Here is a 20,447-nt window from a genome sequence, read left to right on the forward strand (position 1 = left end):
CCGCGCAGCGGGAGACGCCATCCCTGTCAGCTGGGATCAGCTGGCGCGACCGCCACCGCCACCCTGGCCGCGGCCACGGCCGCCACCCGCGTTGGCACCGCCACCGCGACGCTGGCCCTGACCGGCACCTGCGCCTGCGCGCTGCTGGCCGTTGCCACCGCCTTCGCGGCGGCCACCGCCGGCCTTCTTAGGGCCTGCATGGGCATGACGCGGCGCATCGCCGTGCGGACGGCGCGCATGGGTCTTGCGCGGCACGCGCTCGCCGGTATCGGCCTCGGCCTTGCCCGGAGCACTGTTGCCCCAGCGGATCGGCGTCTGCAGCTCGAAGCCCGGCACATCGCGGATGTCCATGTCGCGGCCGAGCAGGCGCACGATCGCGCGCAGCAGCTTCACTTCATCCTGCGCAACCAGCGAAATGGCTTCGCCGGTTGCACCGTTGCGGCCGGTACGGCCAATGCGGTGCACGTAATCTTCGGCCACCATCGGCAGATCGAAGTTGATCACCTTCGGCAGCTCGTTGATGTCGATACCGCGCGCGGCGATGTCGGTGGCCACCAGCACGGTGACACGGCCAGCCTTGAAGTCGCCGAGCGCACGCAGGCGCTGGCCCTGGCTCTTGTTGCCGTGGATCGCCGCGGTCTTGATGCCGGACTTTTCCAGGAACGCGGCCAGCTTGTCGCTGCCGTGCTTGGTGCGGGCAAAGACCAGGGTCTGCTCGCGGCTGTCCTGCGCCAACAGGTGCAGCAGCAGGTCGCGCTTGCGGCTGGCATCGACCGGATGCACCTTGTGGGTGATGGTCTCGGCGACGGTGTTCTTCGGCGTGACCTGAATCTGTTCCGGGTTGCGCATGAACTCCAGCGCCAACTGCCGGATGTTGTCCTCGAAGGTGGCCGAGAACAGCAGGGTCTGGCGATTCTGCTTGGGCAGCTTGGCCAGGATGCGCTTGATCGAGGGCAGGAAGCCCATGTCCAGCATGCGGTCGGCTTCGTCCAGCACCAGCAGTTCAATGCCGGACAGGTCGATGCTGCGACGCTCCAGGTGGTCGATCAGGCGGCCCGGGCAGGCCACCAGCAGGTCCACGCCGCGACGCAGGATGTCGAGCTGGTTGCCCATGCCGACACCGCCGTAGATGCAGGCGCTGGGGATGCGCAGGTACTTGCTGTAACCGCGCAGGCTGTCATGCACCTGGGTGGCCAGTTCGCGGGTCGGTGCCAGGATCAGCGCGCGCGGCTTGCGCGGGCCGGTGCGCACTTCCTGTGAAGCGGTGCCCAGGTGCTGCAGCAGCGGCAGGCCGAACGCGGCGGTCTTGCCGGTGCCGGTCTGTGCGCCGGCCAGCAGGTCGCGACCGGCCAGCACCAGCGGGATCGCCTGCTGCTGGATCGGGGTCGGGGTTTCGTAGCCCTGCTCGGCGAGCGCACGCAGCAGGAAGGGCGCAAGGCCCAGGGATTCAAAAGACATCGAGATTGCTCCAAGTACAGTTAACGCCTGTCCGAACGGACAGACGGGGGCAGATCAAACTGATCGGCTGACTCGGAGCGTTCCCGTGAACCGCGCTGCGAGAATTGGGTGCAGCCGGCGCGAAGCGCAGGCTGGAATGCGTGACGAACGGCGTCGGAGTGGGGGCGGGCGATGGGGCGAACCCCGGTCGCCGGCGATCCCGGAGGGAAACGGACGGCCGCTGCAGACCCGCATAGTCTAGCGGAAGGATGAGACCTGACGCAAAACAGGCTGTTCAGGTTGGGGGTTCGGCAGGGCTGCGCCCTGCACCCGCCGAAGCGGTAGTGCCGGCCGCTGGCCGGCAACCTCAACAGCAACAGCAACAGCAACAGCAACAGCAGAAGCGGGCTATCCGTGGGATGGCGGGGTGGGTCCGGTTGCGGGRGACGCCGTAAACCCATCCTTGGGGGCTTGGCCGCGGCATCCATGSCGCKSACRCCCCCGCAACCGGACCCACCCCGCCTTCGACAGKTTTCCGCGATCTGTCGGAATGGCAKGGCCTGCTCCTGKTGGGTGTCGACCTTGGTCGACACGTAGATCCACGCCAYGCGTGGATGCTCTTCGTTCAATTGTCGAAATATTCGACTTCGAATGAGATCCATCCACGCATGGCGTGGATCTACCGGAACAAGTCCAACCGTCATAGGGAAMCTGTCGAAGGCGGGGCGGTGTCGGATTGCGGGGTGTCCGCGGCATGGATGCCGCGGCCAAGCCTACAGGGACGTACTTGCGGCGTCCCCGCAATCCGATACCACCCCGCCAAAGCACGGATCCCCCCAGAGCCGGCTGTTGCTGTTGCTGTTGCCAGGGTTGCCGGCCAGCGGCCGGCACCACGTCAGGTGCCGGGTGCAACCCGGCCGAACCCCGCCGGGGTAAACTAGCTGGATGGCTTCCCGTCCCGCGCACGACCTGCTCCGCCGCGTCTTTGGTTACGACGATTTCCGTGGTCCGCAGCAGGACATCGTGGAGCATGTGGCTGCCGGTCACGATGCCCTGGTGCTGATGCCCACCGGCGGCGGCAAATCACTGTGCTACCAAGTGCCCGCCCTGCTGCGTGACGGCTGTGGCATCGTCATCTCACCGCTGATCGCACTGATGCAGGACCAGGTCGAAGCCCTGCGCCAGCTCGGCGTGCGCGCCGAATTCCTGAACTCGACCCTGGACGCCGAAACGGCTGGCCGGGTCGAACGCGAACTGCTCGCCGGTGAGCTCGACATGCTCTATGTCGCTCCCGAGCGCCTGCTGACCGGCCGCTTCCTGTCGCTGCTGTCGCGCAGCCGGATCGCCCTGTTCGCCATCGACGAAGCCCATTGCGTGTCGCAATGGGGCCACGACTTCCGCCCCGAATATCGGCAGCTGACCGTCCTGCACGAGCGCTGGCCGGAGATTCCGCGGATCGCCCTGACCGCCACCGCCGACCCGCCAACCCAGCGCGAGATCGCCGAGCGCCTGGACCTGGCCGAAGCACGTCACTTCGTCAGCTCCTTCGATCGCCCCAACATCCGCTACACCGTGGTGCAGAAGGACAACGCCCGCAAGCAGCTGAGCGATTTCCTGCGCAGCCATCGCAGCGAGGCCGGCATCGTCTACTGCATGTCACGGCGCAAGGTGGAGGAAACCGCCGAGTTCCTGTGCACGCAGGGGTTCAACGCCCTGCCCTACCACGCCGGCCTGCCCGCGGAAGTGCGTGCAAACAACCAGCGCCGTTTCCTGCGCGAAGACGGCATCGTCATGTGCGCGACCATCGCCTTCGGCATGGGCATCGACAAGCCGGACGTTCGCTTTGTCGCCCATACCGACCTGCCCAAGTCGATGGAAGGCTACTACCAGGAAACCGGCCGCGCCGGTCGCGATGGCGAAGCCGCCGAGGCCTGGCTCTGCTACGGCCTGGGCGATGTGGTGCTGCTCAAGCAGATGATCGAGCAGTCCGAGGCCAGCGAGGAGCGCAAGCAGCTGGAGCGGTCCAAGCTCGACCACCTGCTGGGGTACTGCGAATCGATGCAGTGCCGTCGCCAGGTGCTGCTGGCCGGTTTCGGCGAGACCTATCCCAAGCCCTGCGGCAACTGCGACAACTGCCTGACCCCGCCGGCGGCCTGGGATGCCACCATCCCCGCGCAGAAGGCGTTGAGCTGTGTTTACCGCAGCGGCCAGCGCTTCGGCGTCGGCCACCTGATCGACGTCCTGCGCGGCAGCGAGAACGAGAAGGTCAAGCAGCAAGGCCACGACAAGCTGAGCACCTACGCCATCGGCCGCGACCTGGATGCACGCACCTGGCGCAGCGTGTTCCGCCAGCTGGTGGCCGCCAGCCTGCTGGAAGTGGACAGCGAGGGCCACGGTGGCCTGCGCCTGACCGATGCCAGCCGCGATGTGCTGACCGGTCGCCGCCAGATCAGCATGCGCCGCGATGCGGTCAGTGCCAGCGCCGGGCGCGAACGCAGCGCGCAACGCACCGGCCTGTCGGTGCTGCCGCAGGACCTGGCCCTGTTCAATGCGCTGCGCGGCCTGCGCGCCGAGCTGGCGCGCGAGCAGAACGTGCCGGCCTTCGTGATCTTCCACGACAGCACCCTGCGCAACATCGCCGAACAGCGCCCGACCTCGCTGGACGAACTGGCCCGGGTCGGTGGCATCGGCGGCACCAAGCTCAGCCGCTATGGCCCGCGCCTGGTAGAGATCGTGCGCGAAGAGGGATGACCCCGGTAGCGCCGGGCCATGCCCGGCGGCCCGCATATCGACCGCGCTTCACGCTCGCCGGGCATGGCCCGGCGCTACCAGGCTGCGCGATTGCGCACCCTCGCCCGGCTCAAACCTTGAACCACCTGTTCAGCCGGATGTGCATGTCCGCCCACTTGCCGCTAGATTAGCGCCATGTCCCTCGCCTCGACCCTGCTCCGTGTCGTGCTCATGCTCAGCCTGTTGCTCAACGGGCTGAACGCGGCCATGGCCAGCGGACACGAGGACATGGGCCGCATGGCCCATGCGATGGCCTCGGCGATGACCGATGAAGGCGACGCCGACTGCCACCACCACGCCGGCATGACTGCAGACGAGGCGCCGCAGGCCAAGGCCCCCGCCCACGACGCACACTGCCAGATCAAGGACTGCGTGCGCAGTTGTGCCCAGCATCCGCTGCTGGCGGTGCAGGCACTGCCTTTCCTGACCGGTCCCGGTCTTTCCCTGACCCCGCAGCCGATGCCTGCCAATGGCCGCCCGGCACCGCCGCTGCCGCCGATCTCACGCCCTCCCATCGGCTGATCCAACACGCCTTGTGCGCGCTGCGCACTGAAGCCGGCCCTGCGCTGGCGTCTTTCCGTGTTTGGAGTCACCACCATGAGTACCCGTATTCCTCCCGGCCCGGGCGCTGTGCCCATGCCGTCGCGCCGTCTGTTCGTGCAGGGCATCGCTGCTGGCGGCGTGGTTGCCGGCATCGCCGCGGCCGGCATCCCGCAGCGCGCGCTCGCCGCCGCTTCTGCTGCACCCCGCCTGGCCAGCGCACCGGCGATCATCAGCGATACCCGCGTCGAACTGGCCATCGGCGAGTCGCTGGCCAACTTCACCGGCCGCACCCGCCCGGCAATCACCGTCAACGGCTCACTGCCGGCACCGATCCTGCGCTGGCGCGAAGGCCAGACCGTGGACCTGTTCGTGCGCAACACGCTCGGCCAGCACCCTACTTCGATCCACTGGCACGGCATCCTGCTGCCGGCCAACATGGATGGCGTGCCCGGCCTGAGCTTCAACGGCATCGGCCCCGGCGAGACCTACCACTACCACTTCGACCTCAAGCAGTCCGGCACCTACTGGTATCACAGCCATTCGCTGTTCCAGGAACAGGCGGGGCTGTACGGCGCGCTGATCATCGACCCGGCCGAACCGGCGCCGTACCGGCATGACCGCGAGCACGTGATCATGCTGTCCGACTGGACCGACATGGATCCCGGCGCGCTGTTCCGGCGAATGAAGAAGCTCGCCGAGCACGACAACTACTACAAGCGCACCCTGCCCGACTTCCTGCGCGACGCGCGTCGCGATGGCTGGTCCGCCGCCCTGTCCGACCGCGGCATGTGGGGCCGGATGCGGATGACGCCCAGCGACATCTCCGACATCAACGCGCACACCTACACCTACCTGATGAACGGGACCGCGCCGGCCGGCAACTGGACCGGGCTGTTCCGCAGTGGCGAAAAGGTGCTGCTGCGCTTCATCAACGGCGCCTCGATGACCTACTTCGACGTGCGCATCCCCGGCCTGAAGATGACCGTGGTCGCCGCCGACGGCCAGTACATCCATCCGGTCAGCATCGACGAGTTCCGCATCGCCCCGGCCGAAACCTACGACGTACTGGTGGAACCCAGCGGCCAGGATGCCTTCACCATCTTCTGCCAGGACATGGGCCGCACCGGCTATGCCGCCGGCACCCTCGCCGTGCGCCATGGGCTGCAGGCACCGATTCCCGCACGCGATCCGCGCCCGTTGCTGACGATGAGCGACATGGGTCACGACATGGGCGGCGGTGGCCACGGCGGCCACGACATGGCAGCAATGAAGGGCATGGAAGGCGGCTGCGGTGCCAGCATGGGCCACGGCGCACATGGCGGCGGCGATACCGCCAGCAAAGCGCCAAAGCATCCGGCCAGCGAGCGCAACAATCCGTTGGTGGACATGCAGAGTTCGGCCACCGAGCCCAAGCTGGACGACCCCGGCATCGGCCTGCGCGACAACGGCCGCCAGGTGCTGACCTATGGTGCGATGCGCAGCCTGTTCGAAGACCCCGATGGCCGCGAGCCCGGCCGCGAGATCGAGCTGCACCTGACCGGCCACATGGAGAAGTTCTCCTGGTCGTTCGATGGCATTCCCTTCGCCGGTGCCGAGCCACTGCGCCTGAACTACGGCGAGCGCATGCGCATCGTGCTGGTCAACGACACCATGATGCAGCACCCGATCCATCTGCATGGCGTGTGGAGCGATCTGGAAAACGCACAGGGTGAATTCCAGCTGCGCAAGCACACCATCGACATGCCGCCCGGTACGCGCCGCACCTATCGCGTACGCGCCGATGCACTCGGCCGCTGGGCCTACCACTGCCATCTGCTGTACCACATGGAAGCCRGCATGATGCGCGAAGTGAGGATCGAAGAATGAGCCGTTCCCTGCTTGCTCCGAGCCTGCTGACGCTCGGCCTGTTGGCCGCGTTGCCCGCATTCGCGCAGTCCCATGCCGGCCATGACATGACAGCGCCCTCGCCTCCTGCCGATGCCACGCCAGCGGCAGCGGCCGACGTGGATCATTCGAAGATGGACCATTCGAAGATGGATCACGGTGCGATGGACCATTCAACGATGGACCATGGCGCGATGGATCACGCGGCAATGGGCCACGGCACGCCCGCGCCGACCGAGCCGCGCGAACCGATACCGGTCCCCACCGATGCCGATCGTGCGGCCGCGTTCCCCCCCATCGCGCATGGTGCGATGGAACATCCACCGGAAATCCACAGCCTGCTGCTGATCGATCGCCTGGAGCACTGGGATGGAAAGAACGGCAACGGCCAGGCCTGGGAGGCCAGCGGCTGGATCGGCGGCAACATCAACCGCCTGTGGCTGCGCACCGATGGCGAACGCAGCGAAGGCCGCACGGAATCGTCGGGCGTGGAAGCACTCTACGGGCGTGCCATTTCGCCGTGGTGGGACGTACTGGTCGGCGTACGCCAGGACTTCCGCCCCGCCGATTCCCGCACCTGGGCGGCGATCGGCATCCAAGGGTTGGCGCCGTACAAGTTCGAAAGCTCGGCCACGCTGTATGCCGGTTCCGGTGGCCAGTTGATGGCCAAGGCCGAGATCGAATACGACGTGCTGTTGACCAACCGGTTGATCCTGCAGCCCCTGCTGGAAGCGACCGTGGCCAGCAAGGATGAACCGGAGTACGGCATCGGCCGCGGCCTGAACAAGGTCGAGGCCGGCCTGCGCCTGCGCTACGAGTTCAGCCGACGCTTCGCGCCGTACGTCGGCATCAGCCACGAACGCAGTTTCGGCGACACCGCGGACTATGCCGGCGACCATGCACGCGATACGCGCTGGGTCGCCGGCATCCGCATGTGGTTCTGAGCAGCGGATCGTGAGCAGCCAGCCCCGGCAAGCACCGGGGCCGGCTACACTGCCGCACGTTCCATTGCAGGCTGCACCATGTCGTTGCATATCCGCCGCGCCACCCTGGCCGACGTCGACGCGTTGTCGGAAATCGCCATCGCCACCTACACCGAAACCTGGGGCGATTCCTATCCGCCGCAGGACCTGCACACCTTCCTGCAGGATCACTACGGCACCGTACCGCAGCAGGTCGAACTGTCCGACCCGCGCAGCGCGGTGTGGCTGCTGCTGGAGGGTGAAACGGTGGTGGGCTATCTGGCCGCCGGTGCCAACACCCTGCCGCATGCCGAGGCACGCGACGGCGACATCGAGCTCAAGCGGCTGTACGTCCAGGCCAGCTACCAGAACGGCGGCCATGGAGCGCGCCTGATGGACACGTTCATGGCCTGGCTGGACCAGCCACAGCGCCGCACCCTGTGGGTGGGCGTGTGGGAAGAGAACTTCGGTGCGCAGCGCTTCTACGCGCGCTACGGCTGCAGCAAGGCCGGCGAGTACGACTTCATCGTCGGCGACAGCCGCGACCGCGAGTTCATCCTGCGCCGCCCCTGAGCGGCGTCAGAAATCGAACAGCTCGGAGAGGAAGCTCTCCTTCTTCTTTTTCTTGTAACCCTGGCTGTACTGGCCACGGTTGTCATCATGGCGCTGGCCGAGATGACGGGTATCGCGATGCATCACCGGCGGCGGAGCGGCCTGCGGTTGCACAGGCGCGGGCCCTGGCGGCGGCATGGCGGCACCTGCACCGTCGGTGGCGCGTTCGATGATCTTGTCGAGTTCACCACGATCCAGCCATACACCACGGCAGCTCGGGCAGTAGTCGATCTCGATGCCATGGCGCTCGGCCATCTGCAGGGTCTGGGTCTTGCACACGGGGCACAGCATTCGCATTGCTCCTGTCGGTCTGGCCTCGACTGTACCTGCGTGCGGATGACTGTGCGGCAACGCATGACCGATGGCACAGGGACTTCCGGCGCGTGCCGGCACGTCCCCCGCCCTGCAGACTGCCTTGCGACCCCGCTGCAAGGAATGCATGTGACTGCCCGTGACTCGATTTCCACCGGCATGCGCCTGTTGCTGGTGCTGCTTGGCGTTGGCCTCGGCCTGAACGTGCGCGACATCAGTTCCACGCTGGGCGCGCCGATTCCAGCCCTGCCCATTCCCTACGGTGGCAGCCTGCTGGACAACGCGCTGGCGGTGCTGGTCGCACTGCTGCTGGCCACGCTGCTGCGCCCCCGCGGTGTGGGCCTGCTGGCCAGCCTCGGCCTGCGCGGAAACGGCATGCGTGGCCCGTTGTGGGTGCTGCTGGCCAGCCTGCCGTGCTGGCTGGGGCTGGCCCTGTTGGGGACGCCCAACTCGGCGCTGACGACGCTGGACGCCACGATGCTGGCCGTGCTGTTCCCGCTGGCCGAAGAAGTGCTGTTCCGCGGCCTCGGCTTCGTGCTGCTGGTGAAGATCGTACGCGGCCCCTGGCCGTTGCTCGCACTGCCGCAGGCGCTGCTGTTCGGCATGGTGCACTGGCTGGGCTTCGGCGGCTTCGACGGCGGCGGCATGGCCCTGTTCGTCGGCCTAGTGATCGCCTTCGGCGGCTTCATCTTCGCCTGGCTCGACCACCTCGACGGCAACACCCTGTGGTGCGGCCTGGCCCTGCACGTGTCGATGAACCTGGCCTGGAATGTGTTCAGCCTCGACGACGCCGTTGCGCTGGGCTGGCAGGCCACCAGCCTGCGCATCGGCACTACGCTGCTGGCAGTGGCAGCGCTGGCCTGGCATGCGCGCCGCCAGCGCAACCCCGCGCTGTAACGCCGGCTTAGCCGATCCTGCACACGGGGATCACTGGGGGCTTGCGCATACTTGCGCGCCTTTCATGCCCTGCCGTCCGGAGTTGTTGCGTCATGCTGCTGTCCAAGCGCCACGTTGAACCACGCGTCCTGCTGATCGAAGACGCCGAGGAAACCCGTGAACTGAGCCGGATGGCGCTGGAGAGCCAGGCCTGCCACGTCGCAGGCGTCAGCAGCGCCGAAGCCGCGCTGGGCCTGCTGGCCGCCGGAGAGCGCTTCGACCTGATGTTCACCGACGTCAATCTCGGCCTGGTCAGCGGCATCGAGGCCGCCAACCGCGTGCGCAGACTGTATCCGCAGCTGCCGATCCTGGTGACCTCCGGCATGGACCAGCATGCCGTGCTGCCGCAGTTGCACGACGGCATCCATTTCCTGCCCAAGCCCTACAACATGAGCGAGCTGCTGGATGCGATCCGGCTGTGCTTCCGCCATGCCGCCGATGCCGCGCTGATGCCGGCGCCGCAGGCAAGCGCGGCCTGAGGCTGCCATCCACGCATGGCGTGGATCTACTGGTGCAGCCACGCATGGCGTGGATCTACTGCGATGCGCACCGTTGCGTGAACGAAAAATGCTGCCAGTAGATCCACGCCATACGTGGATGGAGTCGGCCGTCAACCGCCGGTATACGGTCCTTCGCCCGGGAGTACCTGCAGCAGCGCACGGGTGATCACGCGCGGATACACGGTGAGATGGTCTTCGCCATCAATCACGATGTTTTCCACCTGCAGCTTGCGACCACTGCGCCGCAGCTGACCTGCAAAGTCGGCGGCCTGCCGCAGCATGTCATTGCCCGTTGAGTAACGTGGCCCCGGCTTGACCGTCTCGTAGCCGCCCACCGACAGCAACACGCGGATGGGCTGTGAAGGCATCACGGCGGCATCCTGCATGCGCGGCAGCAGGCCCTGGTCGAACCACAGCGACGGACTGGACAGGATATAAGTGCCGAACATGTCGGGCTGGGTCGTCAGCACGTAAGCACCCAACAGCGCGCCATAGGAATGACCCGCAAACACGCGCCGGGCCGGATCGGTACGGTAGCGCGCATCGATCAGCGGCAGCGCGTGGTCAGCCAGGAAGTCGCGGTAATGGGCCGCGCCGCCATAGGTGACGTCATCGCTGTAGTAGCCGGCAGGGGTGCGCACAGGATCACTGGGGGTGTAGTCGCGCGAGCGGCTCTGTTTGGAGGTCAGGCCTTCCTGCGGCGGCAAACCGACCAGGATGAAATCCTCGATGTTGACGCCCTGCTGCCCCACCAGGTTGCGTACGCTGCGCACCAGCGGAAAGCTGTACAGCGCATCGGTCACGTACACCACCGGATAACGCTTCTGCGGATGCGCCGCGTAGCCGGCAGGCAACGCCACCCACAGGGCATAGTCGCGCCCGATCGGGTCATGCACGCGCAGTGACTCGGTATCGGGCAGCACAACGCCTGGCACGGCCGTCGCGCTTTCCCTGGCTTCCTTCTGCGTTGCCGGCGGCGCCACCGACATCGCGCACCCTGCCAAGGCCAGGCAGGCCAGCACACTCCATACACGCACACGCTGCATCCGCGCTCTCCTGTTGCGGGCGGCGCATCCAGGTGGCGCCGCTGATGCATCCTCACACACCGCGTTGTTGCGCGCCAAACCCCTCTCAGGGCGAGGCCGGCGGCGGTACTGGGAACAACGTACGCAGGCCCTGCAGCGCCGCCGGGTGGTAGATCGTGGCGTGGGTCTCTTCCGGCAGCGGCTGGTACTTCACCAGCGTTGCCGGCGATGCCTGCTGCAGCACCGCCGCCAAGCGTGCGCTCGACGCGGCCAGCTCCGGCTGACCACTGCTGGCCAGGAACAGCCGCGCGCCACTGCGGGCAACTGACGGCAACTGCTTGCCTGCGCCAGACAGCAAGGCGCCGCGGTTCCACCACAGGCTGGGGTCCAGCGCGATGTAGCTGTTGAACAAGGTCGGCTCCTGCAGCAGCGTCTCGACCACGAACAGGCCCGCCAGCGATTCGCCGATCAGCGCCCGCTCGTCGGTGGTCGGGTAGCGCTGGCGCACCTGCGGCATCAGTTCATCGCGCAGGAAGTCACGGTACGCCGCCGAGCCACCAATGCGTGGCGCGATCTTGCGATCCTCCGCCTCGTTGCTGGGGCCGGTCATGTCACGACGGCGCTCGGTGTTCTCGATGCCAACCAGAAGGAACGGGCGCATGCTGCCATTGCCGGTCAGCACCTGCACCAACCCCGCCACGTGCAGGAAGTCCTCGCCGATGCCACCGTCGGGCATGTACAGCACCGGCAGTGGCGTTTTCGGGTCCAGGCCCCACGGCTGCGGGCGGTAAACGTTGATGCGGCGGGTCTCGCCCAGCGCTTTGGACTGGAGGGTGAAGGTCTCACCGATGACCAACGGCGAAGCGACCGCCGGCTGAGGCGCCGGTTCGGCGGCCATCAGCGGCGGGGCGGAGACACAGGACAACAACAGCGACAGCACGATCAAGCGCATTGGGCGCCCCATCCAGCGAAAGATGCCGAGCATAGCGCCCGGACGCGCGCATTGGCGCCTGCCAGATGCGTAGATCCACGTCATGCGTGGATGACTTGCCGTGACTCGCGCCCGGGTACGGCCCCCATTCCGCGCGTGCACCGCCATGTGTCGTGTTTGAACCGCCAAGGACACCACTATCGTCGCACCTGCACCGAAATGCAGTGGGTACAACTGAAACGCACAGAGGACATTGATGGCGAAAGTGAAGCCAGCTTTACACGCGTTGGTTCACGGCAGATGCATCGTAATGTGCGGTTTGCGGCATCTTCCAGCGCGATCAACCAGACGCGGAAACGAATGCGTCGTGTACTGACGCTTGCTGCGCAAGACAGGCCTGCGCCACCATCGTCGCGCGTCTGGATTCCGCATGTCCTTGCGGAAATTCCTGATTGAAATCCAAGCGAAAGCGTAAACACCATGCTGCGTCACCGACAACGGGTGGCACCGGGCCTGCAAGCCCGTGATGAGGTTATCGCTTGTTGTTTGCGCTCACCCGTCGGCACTGTCTCCGGACCGTGCCGGCGGGTGATCCGTCGGCCTTTATGGCGGGCGGTGCGTGGGGGCCTTCGTGCCCGCCGGTCAATGGCGATACTTCATCCCGGCTTGCAGCCACGCACCGTCCGCCACCCGCTCTGCGCGGTGGCACTCCCACCTCAGAGCCGAGGAAGCCGAGATGACCGAAGGTCCGCCCTATCCCTCATATGCCGCCAGCGTCAACGACGACGATGACAACCCTGCGCCCGAACTGAGCACGTTCCTGGGTTGCCTCAAACGCATCCGCGCGGGCGAAGGTGCAGACGGCCAGCCCTGGCCTGATACCAGCCTTCCCGCAGGGCGCAGGCTGGCGCTGTCACGCGTGGAGCGGGCGGCCGTCGGCATGCTGACCGTGGCAGAGATGCTGCACGCCGCCGATCGCTGCCGATCAATGGCAACGCCGGACCGGCATCTGGATGACGGCGTGGTCGAAGGGCTGTTCTTCGCCTTCCGCGGGCTGGCGGAACTGGTATGCCGGGATATCCGGCCTGAGTAGGACCCCTGCACCGTAATCCAGCCCATACTCGGGCCGGGCCCGTCCCGGGTTCCATCGACACTGACACAAGGAGGTTCGCATGTTGAATGCCATGATCATTGCCGCTCTGGCCGCAAGCCCAGCCGCGCCCGTACCGTACGCCGACTGCCTGCTCGGCAACATCCAACCCGGTCTGTCCGACCGCGCCGTGCAATTGGTGCAGCAGGCGTGCGCCGCGAAGTACCCCGACAGCTTCACTGCCTCGCTGGAACTGGAGCGCAATTACAGCGCCCAGCGGCAGGCCCGGTTCGACGCAGAGCGCGCCGCAGTGGAACGTGCTGCGAACGCGGCTGCGGTTGCCGCACAGGCAGCGGCAGACCGCGAGGCAGCCCGTTCCCAAGGCGCGAAGTCCAGGTAGGACCTCACCGTTCTGCAACAAAAAAGGCACCGCTTGGCGGTGCCTTTCTGGATGACCGGAGTCATTGCCTGCAATGGTGGGCCGTGATGGATTCGAACCATCGACCAAAAGATTAAAAGAAAGCTTAACTATGCCGTTAAAACAATAACTTATGCGGGATTTTTTCCCCGGCAGGGCTGTGTGGAGCCATTGAGATATCAAGGCGGGCGATGTAATTTTCCCGGAGCGCTGGCGCATTGGGCCCGGCGCTTCTGACGCGCTCAAGGATCCGAGATCGATGTCCTATCTGCCTAAGCTGCTGCCCTACGTTCGTCACGGTACCACTGAGGGCGATCGCAACTTCCTCAACGACGTCTTTGTGACCCCCGCACAGCTCGCCTCGATCTGCGGCGTGGAGCCGGGTAGCATGCGCGTATTGGTGGGTAACAAGGGAGCGGGCAAGTCTGCTCTCACGGAATGGCTCAGGAAGGCGGCAGTCGAGTCTAAGACGCCATGCGTCCTCGTGAGACCAGATCAGTTGGTAGGCGCGGGCGTACCTTCCGCGACTGACTTGGCAACGCTAAAGCGGTTCTTTTATGAAACGCTGCTGCGCTCGGTCGCTGTTGAGATCGGTTCACAGATCGCTTCTTACCTGCCGCTTACTGGCAGTCGTGCCACCTTGTACAACGAGGCTGTGTCAGGAGGCGCATCAGGAGACATCGTGTCTAAGGCGGTGTCACTGATCGGAGAGTTCTCAGAGCCTGTGACCAAAATAGATACAAAGAAGTTGCTCAGTCGCATCAGCGGTAGGAATTCAACTGCCGCTTTGACATCTGCGTTGAATGACCACTTGTTGAACAAGAGCGAGAAGCTGTTCCTCTTGTTAATAGATGACACGGATCAGATAGCCGCGCCTGATGACCGCCAGCAGCTGAACAAAATATGGGCGTTGATTCTCGCGGTCAGACGACTGGCCATGGAGTGCAACGCCGTCCGGCCGATCGTTACCTTGCGATCCAGTGTCTGGTCGAGGTTGATGCATGAAAACGCAGGACAGCGAGACCAAGTAGATCATATCCGTCCGCTTACTGTGCAGCTACGTGCCAGCGATGAAGTGATTGTCCAAATCATTGAACGGCGTATGCGGGAGGCAATGAAAACGGTGAAAGTGCCCGCTCTCACTGCGTATGCACCGTTCTTTGAGGGACAGGACGTTCTGCTCCCAGGCAGTAAACAACGTCGCCGCTGGTCAGACTTCATCGCGAAGTCCGCTCGCGAGCGCCCACGTGATGCTTTGCAGTTGATCAAGAGCATGATCGAGGTGGCTGAGGACAACACCCACCCTAAGATCGGTGATGACGACGCCGATCGCGCAATGTCAATCTACTCTTCCGAGAGGGTCGACGACGTCGCGAATGAATACTCACTCGATCTCCCTTCAGTCCGAGAGTTGATCGACTCTTTCCATTCCTCCGATTTCGAGATGGGGTTTGAACAGCTGCGAGACCATCTCGCTAGGTCGCTGGGCATTGCACAGATGCAACTTCGAGGATCTACGTTGCAGAACCGAGATGATCACATCATCGCACTATTGGCTCTCTTACATGAAGTGGGGTTTGTCAACGCACGCATCGTGGACAAGACCAAGCCGAAAGGGTTTGCTCACAAGAACTACTCGGATGATCCCAAGTTCGTTCGTTACGAAAACTGGAACAATCTCCAAGCTGCCCACTGGGAGATCCATCCGGCCTTCCGCAGCCATCTGCTAAACGTTAAGGATGCCAAAGCGAGGGCTACGCGCTAGATAGCCTCAGCACTGTGACACGTGGTGGCAGGCGATCCAATGAAGTGTTTGCCATCAACGAGACGGTGGCCACTTTTCCGCTCGTAGGATGGAACCTTCGCCAGTCGCTCGTCTCAGTTGTAGGTGCTGGGGAGTCGGCGGATGCCTACCCCATCCAGTCAAAGGGCTGCTCGATGCTGCCCTTGGCCAGCCTGTTCGCCCGTACCGCCTGGCGGTATCGCAGGATCTGGTCGACGTCATCGCGCAGCCGGGCCTCGTACCTGGACACCCACATCTCAGCGCCGGCACCCTGTTCGTAGCTGCTGCAGGGGCGGGATGTTCCGCGTGGTCCGTTCCGATGCCGGTCGAGGGTGGCCACCCAGTTGCCGTCGTCCACGCGCTGGAACATGGCCACCACCCACACCCCGTCGCACACGATCACTGTCGGCACCTCACCTGGGCGACTGTCGGTCGAGACAGGCGATTTAGATCCCGTCGCCTACCCGTTGTCTCAGCGCCACTACCCACACACCGTTCAAAACGATGACCGTGGGGTCACCGCTTGGAAAGCTGGCAGCGCGTGTCGTCCAGTAGAAGTCGGGGGGGGGGGCAGCGGCATGGTGGGGAGGATACGGCTGGCCCTCCCAAAGGTTGCGACAAGGGAGCGAGCTGCAGGCGTGAGCGTGTGCGGCGGCGGAGATGCTGATGGCCGCCTTACACGCGCTGAGACGAAAATTTTGAGTTGACCACGGGAAAGGGGTAATAAAGGTAACCACACCGAAAGAACAGCTCAATTAGTCATTACAATCAATGGCTTATATTTAAATAAATCAAGGTAACAATAGGGTAACCTTTGAGTAATCCCATTACCTTTTCAACAGGCAACATCAATGTTCAAAAATTTCCTTTTAAATCAATAACATCACTTTGTCGGAGTCAGAAAATTACCTCAGACCACCCCAAAAGGTAACCGTCTTTTTTTGTTGAATATCAATCACTTACTTGTCGTCTGGGCCGCGTGTTACCTGGTTACCCCCTTCCCGTGGTCACCTGAAAAATCGGCTACGGCCGAAGGTGGCCAGAGGAGGCACCGGACGCCCCGCAAACACCCCCCTATCGCGCAGGAAACCGCAGGGACAAGCCAGAGCCAGCGACACCCGGAGAACGCCATACGGTGCCGGTGCTGGGCCGTTCCGCAGGGAATGCAGAAAAAGCGCCCTATGAAGTGCGCAGGCGTGGCGGGGAGACGAGTGCGCACGGAGAGCGCCGCGAGGCACTGCCATCCGCTAACATGCAGACATGAATGAGTCAGCTCGACCTCAAACCTCGTCGCTGTTCTTGGGCTTGACGCGAGTCAAGGGCATCGGCTTCAAAACCATGCGTGATCTTGGTGGCCCGCCAGGGGTCGCGGCTAAAGAGGCCGATGGCAGTCTATTGACGACACTGGCCGCTGCAACTGGCATCGAGCCTCCCATCCTTAAGCGCTTCGCTATGATGGAGGGCGTGGCTCTAAGGAGGCGCCTTAGAGAGGCGGGTGTCGAATTGATCACCCAGGCGGATGATCGGTATCCAGTCGCTTTCAGACAGATGAATCCCGAAATTCAGCCACTCTGGCTTTTCTGCAGAGGGAATTTGTCACTTCTGCAGAGGCCATCCATCGCGGTGGTAGGCACGCGCGACCCCTCCACCGAAGGTGCATTCTTAACTCAGTACGCCGCAAGAACGGTACAGGAGTTTGATGTTCCTCTGGTTAGCGGGCTAGCGCTAGGCGTCGACGCAATTGCGCATGAAACCGCGATCTCCTCAGCCGTTCCCAACGTCTCGGTCTTGGGGACAGGGATTTTGCGGCCTTACCCCGCACGAAATGCTTGGATGGCAGATGCCATTGTCGATAGYGGGGGTGTTTTGATTTCCGAGTACTTCCCAGAGGCCGAGCCGGCTGCCGATCAATTTGTCTGGCGTAACCGGCTGCAGGCCGCTCTAGCGGCCTGCGTCGTCGCGACGCAATGGAAGAAATCTTCTGGCACCGCTCACACGGTCCGGTTTGCCAAGGGATTTGGCAAGCCGACCATCAATCTTGTTCCCAATGGCATGAGAGTTTCCGCCGACCACGGTGTCGCAGAACATCTCTTCACAGTACCAAGAGAGCATTCCAGCTTCACAGCATGCCTAGAATCCGCCCTCAATCATTGGCCTGGCCCGGCAAGAAGCGAGCCGCCTGAGCCTCCATCGCTGGCCGAACAGCACTCGCTATTTGGATGAATCAATGGCATTGAAGCTAATCCTGGTCTCCATCAAGGGGACAATCGTCAACCCGCATAATGTGGTTGAACTTCAAGTCGCAAAAGATCTCGCGCGGCTAGCAGCCGATCTGCATCCGCATGGTGTTCGATTGGCCCTTTGGTCCAACCAAGCTTGGACCTGCAACAACGTGCCATTGCACCAATACATCCAGTCAATGGCGGGCGTCACGATCTACGCCCACGGCGTTCAGTGGGACGGCTCACCTGCGAGAAAGAGGAAGGACTCCGCAGCGTCAATTCTTGCCAGCCATGGCGTACAGAGGCATGAGACCATTCTGCTTGGCGGCGGTGACGAGGACATGATCTGCGGCGTCAATAATCGCCTGCTCCACATCCGTAGTGACTGGTATGGGCAGAGAACCGACCACGGGTTTCAAGTCAAATCTGTCGAGGAACTACGCCGATTCTGCGGAATTTTTGGACTACGGCAATACAACCTATTCTGGCAGACCAACGGAGCAAACTGGAGCGTCTCCACGGCGGGGCCGTTCTCGACAATGATAGCGGCATATGCACTATTCGGTTACGACGCGAGGGACGCCGCCAAGCATGGCGCCGGGCATCCAGAATTTTGGTTCTACATTACGGTGGCGTCGCTCTATTTCTCTGGGCTCATGGAGGACGTCGACCATATCTGCAGTTACCCCGGCCACACCGACACACCCAAGAAAATCACCGCGAATGGTCTCGAGAGCATTCTTGCCAGGCTGGGTAAATGTACCCGCGCATCCTATCTTCACGATTTGATTCTGCGACACTCGACCGCAGCGAAGAGTCAACCTATCAAAGCATCTGATAGGCTCTTCAAAAATCAGCTCAGCACCATCAGGTTGAACAAGTTCCCCCATAGCAACCTTGCGGCCAACGCGCGGAAAACGCCCATCTCGCTTAGGGGAAAGCGAGTTCTGGTCGTCGATGACATGATCACATCAGGTCGAAGCATCGAAAGCGCCCGCGCTTACATCGAGGCGGCTGGAGGACAGGTGACAATGTTCGGATGGTTGAAGACAATCTCCGCGCCGTACATGGCCCTCAATGCCCCTATTCCGGGATTGAAGCCATACGAGATAAACACAATTACAAACGAGCCCGCATCGACGGCGCACTCCTATCAAGCTGGGGTGATCGCACAGAATGCTGCAGCGGAACTCGACGACATGCTCAAGCGTTTCGTTGCTTGGAACATCTGACACGGCCTGTGGCGACCGTATGCAGGGCGTGCGCCGGATTCTTCTCAGTGACGCCGCCCCGCAATTTCGCGTACCACAAGAGGGACCTAGTGCGCGGAGAGTGGGGAGCTAACGGTCTCCCTGAACCACCAGTCGCGCCTCCCACTCAGAAATAACCCATGCTACGCGCGCGTGAAGCGCCCACCAGGACAGACCAGTGATATCTCGACCTAAGCCTAACTTCCCTGCCAATCAAAAGACCGGAAGATTAGCGGAGATTTGGGTAGACACGTATTTCACGCGCCAGGGCTGGACAACAGGTGGATATAAGATCGACGATGGATTCGATCTGTTTGTCACACCACCCCGTTCTGAATTTGATGGGCAGTGCTTCCTTGTTCAGGTGAAGGGGCAGGCGAAGCGTCAAAAAGGCGGGGTGTTTGCGCCCGTATCAAGGGCCCGGCTTCGGGATTATGCGCGCGACGTTATGCCGGTACTGATATTCCGAGTGTTCCTGGATGACAATTCTGCCTATTGGACACACGCGCAACAGGTGGTTGAGGAGAATCCGCGCTTGGCTGTAGGAGCGGGTATTGCGCAAGTCCGGATGTCCCATAGCGCATCATCTTTTGACGAGTTCCTGCGGGTCGTGAAGCCGATATTGACGCCATCCCACAGGCGAATTAACGGCGTCCAAGAATTAATTACAAGGCGAGAAAGATATCTTTCCAGTCTCGATGAGACGCTGGATGTAACCATATCAGCGAATGGGAACGAGAGCACCATTTCAATCACGCAGAATAGTCATCCTGCGTCTCCGGCCGGTGTAACCCTGCAGGTTGGCGACGAAGAATTCCTAGCAATTCAAGAGATGACTCTATATGGCGAGTCAGCAACGATAAGCAGCCAGAGTCTTCAATTCTATGGATCACCTCTCTATGAGGAGCTAGGGCTGAATATCCCACAACCTGGCACTCTCCAGCTTTCGCCCGCCCACAAGAAAGAATGCAAACTGCGACTGTGCCCGGCTGGGACGTCCCTTTTAGGGGATGAATTGGTTTTGCCCGGCGTCCTTACCTTCGGCCGTGCAGGGCTCACGGTTCAGACTACCGAGCGCGCAACTCTGAACGCGAAGCTTCGAGTTTCCAAAAGTGACAACGCCGTGGACGTCAAACTCACTATGGGACTCCCCGAATCCCTCTTCGCTGAGCAAATCTCGCTCAACCAGAGCATCGGGAGAATCGGGCAGTGGGCGGAGAGTTTAGAAGCTAGCGGAAGACTATCCATCGAGATATGCGCCTCAAAGCAGTCTCTCAAATTTTCGGCGCCGACAGATCATGCCAAACCACTTATTGAAGGACTTATTATTCTCGGAAAACTTCATCACATCGCGAGGATCACCAATTCAGAATACGTCCTACCCGATAGCCTCGCACTGACCACGAAAGAGGCGCAGAAAATTGATCTTGCGTATCGCCTATTCCGAGGGGAATTAGTAACTATTGAGGTACTTTCGGCCTTTGGCAGGCATTCAGATGCTGAGAAGGGGAACAGCCTTGCAGACCACGAAATCGCCTCGGAATTCTCGATAGTGGTCGGCAAAACTCTTGTGTGCAAGATCCCAATCACTATTAACCTATACCGTTACTCAGTCGGACCTCTTGATGCTTCTGGTTGCTTCGAGCTGACACGCAGTACTGAAAGCAGATCCACCGCATCCCTCCGTTGGCAGTAGCGCGCTGTCCGGCACGCGCTGCACAGTCGCTGCACGTTCGCCCACACCGCAGTCAA

18 protein-coding genes are annotated in these 20,447 nt (G+C 62.8%); 13 read left to right on the top strand and 5 right to left on the bottom strand.

Features of this window, described 5'->3' with window-relative positions; all coding sequences use genetic code 11:
• Positions 1-36: 36 nt before the first annotated feature.
• The gene (locus AB4Y98_RS16920; protein ID WP_442244760.1) at positions 37-1,458 is read right to left on the bottom strand and encodes a DEAD/DEAH box helicase; all 1,422 of its coding nucleotides are present in this window, start codon (positions 1,456-1,458) and stop codon (positions 37-39) included.
• A gap of 924 nt (positions 1,459-2,382) precedes the next feature.
• Between AB4Y98_RS16920 and recQ the strand changes: the two genes are divergently transcribed.
• From recQ to AB4Y98_RS16945, 5 genes are all read left to right on the top strand, one after another.
• Complete coding sequence (gene recQ, locus AB4Y98_RS16925) at positions 2,383-4,188, top strand: DNA helicase RecQ (RefSeq protein ID WP_025874645.1); 1,806 nt, start codon at positions 2,383-2,385, stop codon at positions 4,186-4,188.
• A 174-nt stretch (positions 4,189-4,362) separates the two neighbouring features.
• Positions 4,363-4,749 carry a CopL family metal-binding regulatory protein gene (locus AB4Y98_RS16930; RefSeq protein ID WP_025874646.1) on the top strand — a complete coding sequence of 129 codons (387 nt, stop codon included), beginning with the start codon at positions 4,363-4,365 and terminating at the stop codon, positions 4,747-4,749.
• Between the two features lie 75 nt (positions 4,750-4,824).
• Positions 4,825-6,636, top strand: coding sequence for a copper resistance system multicopper oxidase (locus AB4Y98_RS16935; RefSeq protein ID WP_442244761.1), 1,812 nt, complete (start codon positions 4,825-4,827; stop codon positions 6,634-6,636).
• Positions 6,633-7,598, top strand: a complete 966-nt coding sequence (locus AB4Y98_RS16940; RefSeq protein WP_442244762.1) for a copper resistance protein B — start codon at positions 6,633-6,635, stop codon at positions 7,596-7,598. Before AB4Y98_RS16935 ends, AB4Y98_RS16940 begins: the two co-directional genes overlap by 4 nt.
• A 78-nt stretch (positions 7,599-7,676) precedes the next feature.
• The gene (locus AB4Y98_RS16945) at positions 7,677-8,189 is read left to right on the top strand and encodes a GNAT family N-acetyltransferase (RefSeq protein ID WP_442244763.1); all 513 of its coding nucleotides are present in this window, start codon (positions 7,677-7,679) and stop codon (positions 8,187-8,189) included.
• A 6-nt stretch (positions 8,190-8,195) separates the two neighbouring features.
• On the opposite strand, the gene AB4Y98_RS16950 is transcribed toward AB4Y98_RS16945, so the two are convergent.
• Positions 8,196-8,519, bottom strand: coding sequence for a TFIIB-type zinc ribbon-containing protein (locus AB4Y98_RS16950; protein ID WP_025874650.1), 324 nt, complete (start codon positions 8,517-8,519; stop codon positions 8,196-8,198).
• Positions 8,520-8,699: 180 nt separating this feature from the next.
• On the opposite strand from AB4Y98_RS16950, the gene AB4Y98_RS16955 reads away from it, so the two are divergent.
• Together AB4Y98_RS16955 and AB4Y98_RS16960 are read left to right on the top strand one after the other, a co-directional pair.
• On the top strand, positions 8,700-9,437 hold the full coding sequence (locus tag AB4Y98_RS16955; protein ID WP_394198126.1) for a CPBP family glutamic-type intramembrane protease: 738 nt from the start codon (positions 8,700-8,702) through the stop codon (positions 9,435-9,437).
• Between the two features lie 92 nt (positions 9,438-9,529).
• Positions 9,530-9,955: a response regulator gene (locus AB4Y98_RS16960; RefSeq protein ID WP_442244764.1), complete on the top strand. Its 426-nt coding sequence runs from the start codon at positions 9,530-9,532 to the stop codon at positions 9,953-9,955.
• Between the two features lie 131 nt (positions 9,956-10,086).
• Here AB4Y98_RS16960 and AB4Y98_RS16965 read toward each other — a convergent pair whose 3' ends face one another.
• Together AB4Y98_RS16965 and AB4Y98_RS16970 are read right to left on the bottom strand one after the other, a co-directional pair.
• Positions 10,087-11,022, bottom strand: a complete 936-nt coding sequence (locus tag AB4Y98_RS16965; RefSeq protein WP_442244765.1) for an alpha/beta hydrolase — start codon at positions 11,020-11,022, stop codon at positions 10,087-10,089.
• 85 nt (positions 11,023-11,107) lie between these two features.
• Positions 11,108-11,953: an alpha/beta hydrolase gene (locus tag AB4Y98_RS16970; RefSeq protein WP_442244766.1), complete on the bottom strand. Its 846-nt coding sequence runs from the start codon at positions 11,951-11,953 to the stop codon at positions 11,108-11,110.
• Between the two features lie 715 nt (positions 11,954-12,668).
• Between AB4Y98_RS16970 and AB4Y98_RS16975 the strand changes: the two genes are divergently transcribed.
• The 3 genes from AB4Y98_RS16975 to AB4Y98_RS16985 all read left to right on the top strand — a co-directional run bounded on the left by AB4Y98_RS16975 (position 12,669) and on the right by AB4Y98_RS16985 (position 15,205).
• The gene (locus AB4Y98_RS16975) at positions 12,669-13,025 is read left to right on the top strand and encodes a hypothetical protein (RefSeq protein WP_336031384.1); all 357 of its coding nucleotides are present in this window, start codon (positions 12,669-12,671) and stop codon (positions 13,023-13,025) included.
• Between the two features lie 79 nt (positions 13,026-13,104).
• Positions 13,105-13,422: a hypothetical protein gene (locus AB4Y98_RS16980; RefSeq protein ID WP_208083299.1), complete on the top strand. Its 318-nt coding sequence runs from the start codon at positions 13,105-13,107 to the stop codon at positions 13,420-13,422.
• Positions 13,423-13,699: 277 nt separating this feature from the next.
• Positions 13,700-15,205 (top strand): P-loop ATPase, Sll1717 family, encoded by a 1,506-nt coding sequence (locus AB4Y98_RS16985; protein ID WP_442244767.1) that lies wholly within the window; start codon positions 13,700-13,702, stop codon positions 15,203-15,205.
• Between the two features lie 145 nt (positions 15,206-15,350).
• Here AB4Y98_RS16985 and AB4Y98_RS16990 read toward each other — a convergent pair whose 3' ends face one another.
• Positions 15,351-15,626, bottom strand: a complete 276-nt coding sequence (locus tag AB4Y98_RS16990) for a hypothetical protein (protein WP_099843409.1) — start codon at positions 15,624-15,626, stop codon at positions 15,351-15,353.
• Positions 15,627-16,483: 857 nt separating this feature from the next.
• Here AB4Y98_RS16990 and AB4Y98_RS16995 point away from each other — a divergent pair.
• From AB4Y98_RS16995 to AB4Y98_RS17005, 3 genes are all read left to right on the top strand, one after another.
• Positions 16,484-17,446 (top strand): DNA-processing protein DprA, encoded by a 963-nt coding sequence (locus AB4Y98_RS16995; protein ID WP_099843410.1) that lies wholly within the window; start codon positions 16,484-16,486, stop codon positions 17,444-17,446.
• Between the two features lie 4 nt (positions 17,447-17,450).
• The gene (locus AB4Y98_RS17000; RefSeq protein ID WP_108723612.1) at positions 17,451-18,677 is read left to right on the top strand and encodes a phosphoribosyltransferase; all 1,227 of its coding nucleotides are present in this window, start codon (positions 17,451-17,453) and stop codon (positions 18,675-18,677) included.
• A 196-nt stretch (positions 18,678-18,873) separates the two neighbouring features.
• Positions 18,874-20,391 carry a DUF4365 domain-containing protein gene (locus tag AB4Y98_RS17005; RefSeq protein ID WP_442244768.1) on the top strand — a complete coding sequence of 506 codons (1,518 nt, stop codon included), beginning with the start codon at positions 18,874-18,876 and terminating at the stop codon, positions 20,389-20,391.
• Positions 20,392-20,447: the final 56 nt, after the last annotated feature.

This window comes from Stenotrophomonas sp. 2YAF26 (assembly GCF_052114625.1).
GTDB classification, from domain to species: domain Bacteria; phylum Pseudomonadota; class Gammaproteobacteria; order Xanthomonadales; family Xanthomonadaceae; genus Stenotrophomonas; species Stenotrophomonas indicatrix.

What these genes read in the sequence shown, in the direction of transcription:
- AB4Y98_RS16920 (WP_442244760.1), bottom strand. Translation starts at nt 1,458, where the DNA reads ATGTCTTTTGAATCCCTGGGCCTTGCGCCCTTCCTGCTGCGTGCGCTC.
- recQ (WP_025874645.1), top strand. Translation starts at nt 2,383, where the DNA reads ATGGCTTCCCGTCCCGCGCACGACCTGCTCCGCCGCGTCTTTGGTTAC.
- AB4Y98_RS16930 (WP_025874646.1), top strand. Translation starts at nt 4,363, where the DNA reads ATGTCCCTCGCCTCGACCCTGCTCCGTGTCGTGCTCATGCTCAGCCTG.
- AB4Y98_RS16940 (WP_442244762.1), top strand. Translation starts at nt 6,633, where the DNA reads ATGAGCCGTTCCCTGCTTGCTCCGAGCCTGCTGACGCTCGGCCTGTTG.
- AB4Y98_RS16945 (WP_442244763.1), top strand. Translation starts at nt 7,677, where the DNA reads ATGTCGTTGCATATCCGCCGCGCCACCCTGGCCGACGTCGACGCGTTG.
- AB4Y98_RS16950 (WP_025874650.1), bottom strand. Translation starts at nt 8,519, where the DNA reads ATGCTGTGCCCCGTGTGCAAGACCCAGACCCTGCAGATGGCCGAGCGC.
- AB4Y98_RS16955 (WP_394198126.1), top strand. Translation starts at nt 8,700, where the DNA reads ATGCGCCTGTTGCTGGTGCTGCTTGGCGTTGGCCTCGGCCTGAACGTG.
- AB4Y98_RS16960 (WP_442244764.1), top strand. Translation starts at nt 9,530, where the DNA reads ATGCTGCTGTCCAAGCGCCACGTTGAACCACGCGTCCTGCTGATCGAA.
- AB4Y98_RS16965 (WP_442244765.1), bottom strand. Translation starts at nt 11,022, where the DNA reads ATGCAGCGTGTGCGTGTATGGAGTGTGCTGGCCTGCCTGGCCTTGGCA.
- AB4Y98_RS16970 (WP_442244766.1), bottom strand. Translation starts at nt 11,953, where the DNA reads ATGCGCTTGATCGTGCTGTCGCTGTTGTTGTCCTGTGTCTCCGCCCCG.
- AB4Y98_RS16975 (WP_336031384.1), top strand. Translation starts at nt 12,669, where the DNA reads ATGACCGAAGGTCCGCCCTATCCCTCATATGCCGCCAGCGTCAACGAC.
- AB4Y98_RS16980 (WP_208083299.1), top strand. Translation starts at nt 13,105, where the DNA reads ATGTTGAATGCCATGATCATTGCCGCTCTGGCCGCAAGCCCAGCCGCG.
- AB4Y98_RS16985 (WP_442244767.1), top strand. Translation starts at nt 13,700, where the DNA reads ATGTCCTATCTGCCTAAGCTGCTGCCCTACGTTCGTCACGGTACCACT.
- AB4Y98_RS17000 (WP_108723612.1), top strand. Translation starts at nt 17,451, where the DNA reads ATGGCATTGAAGCTAATCCTGGTCTCCATCAAGGGGACAATCGTCAAC.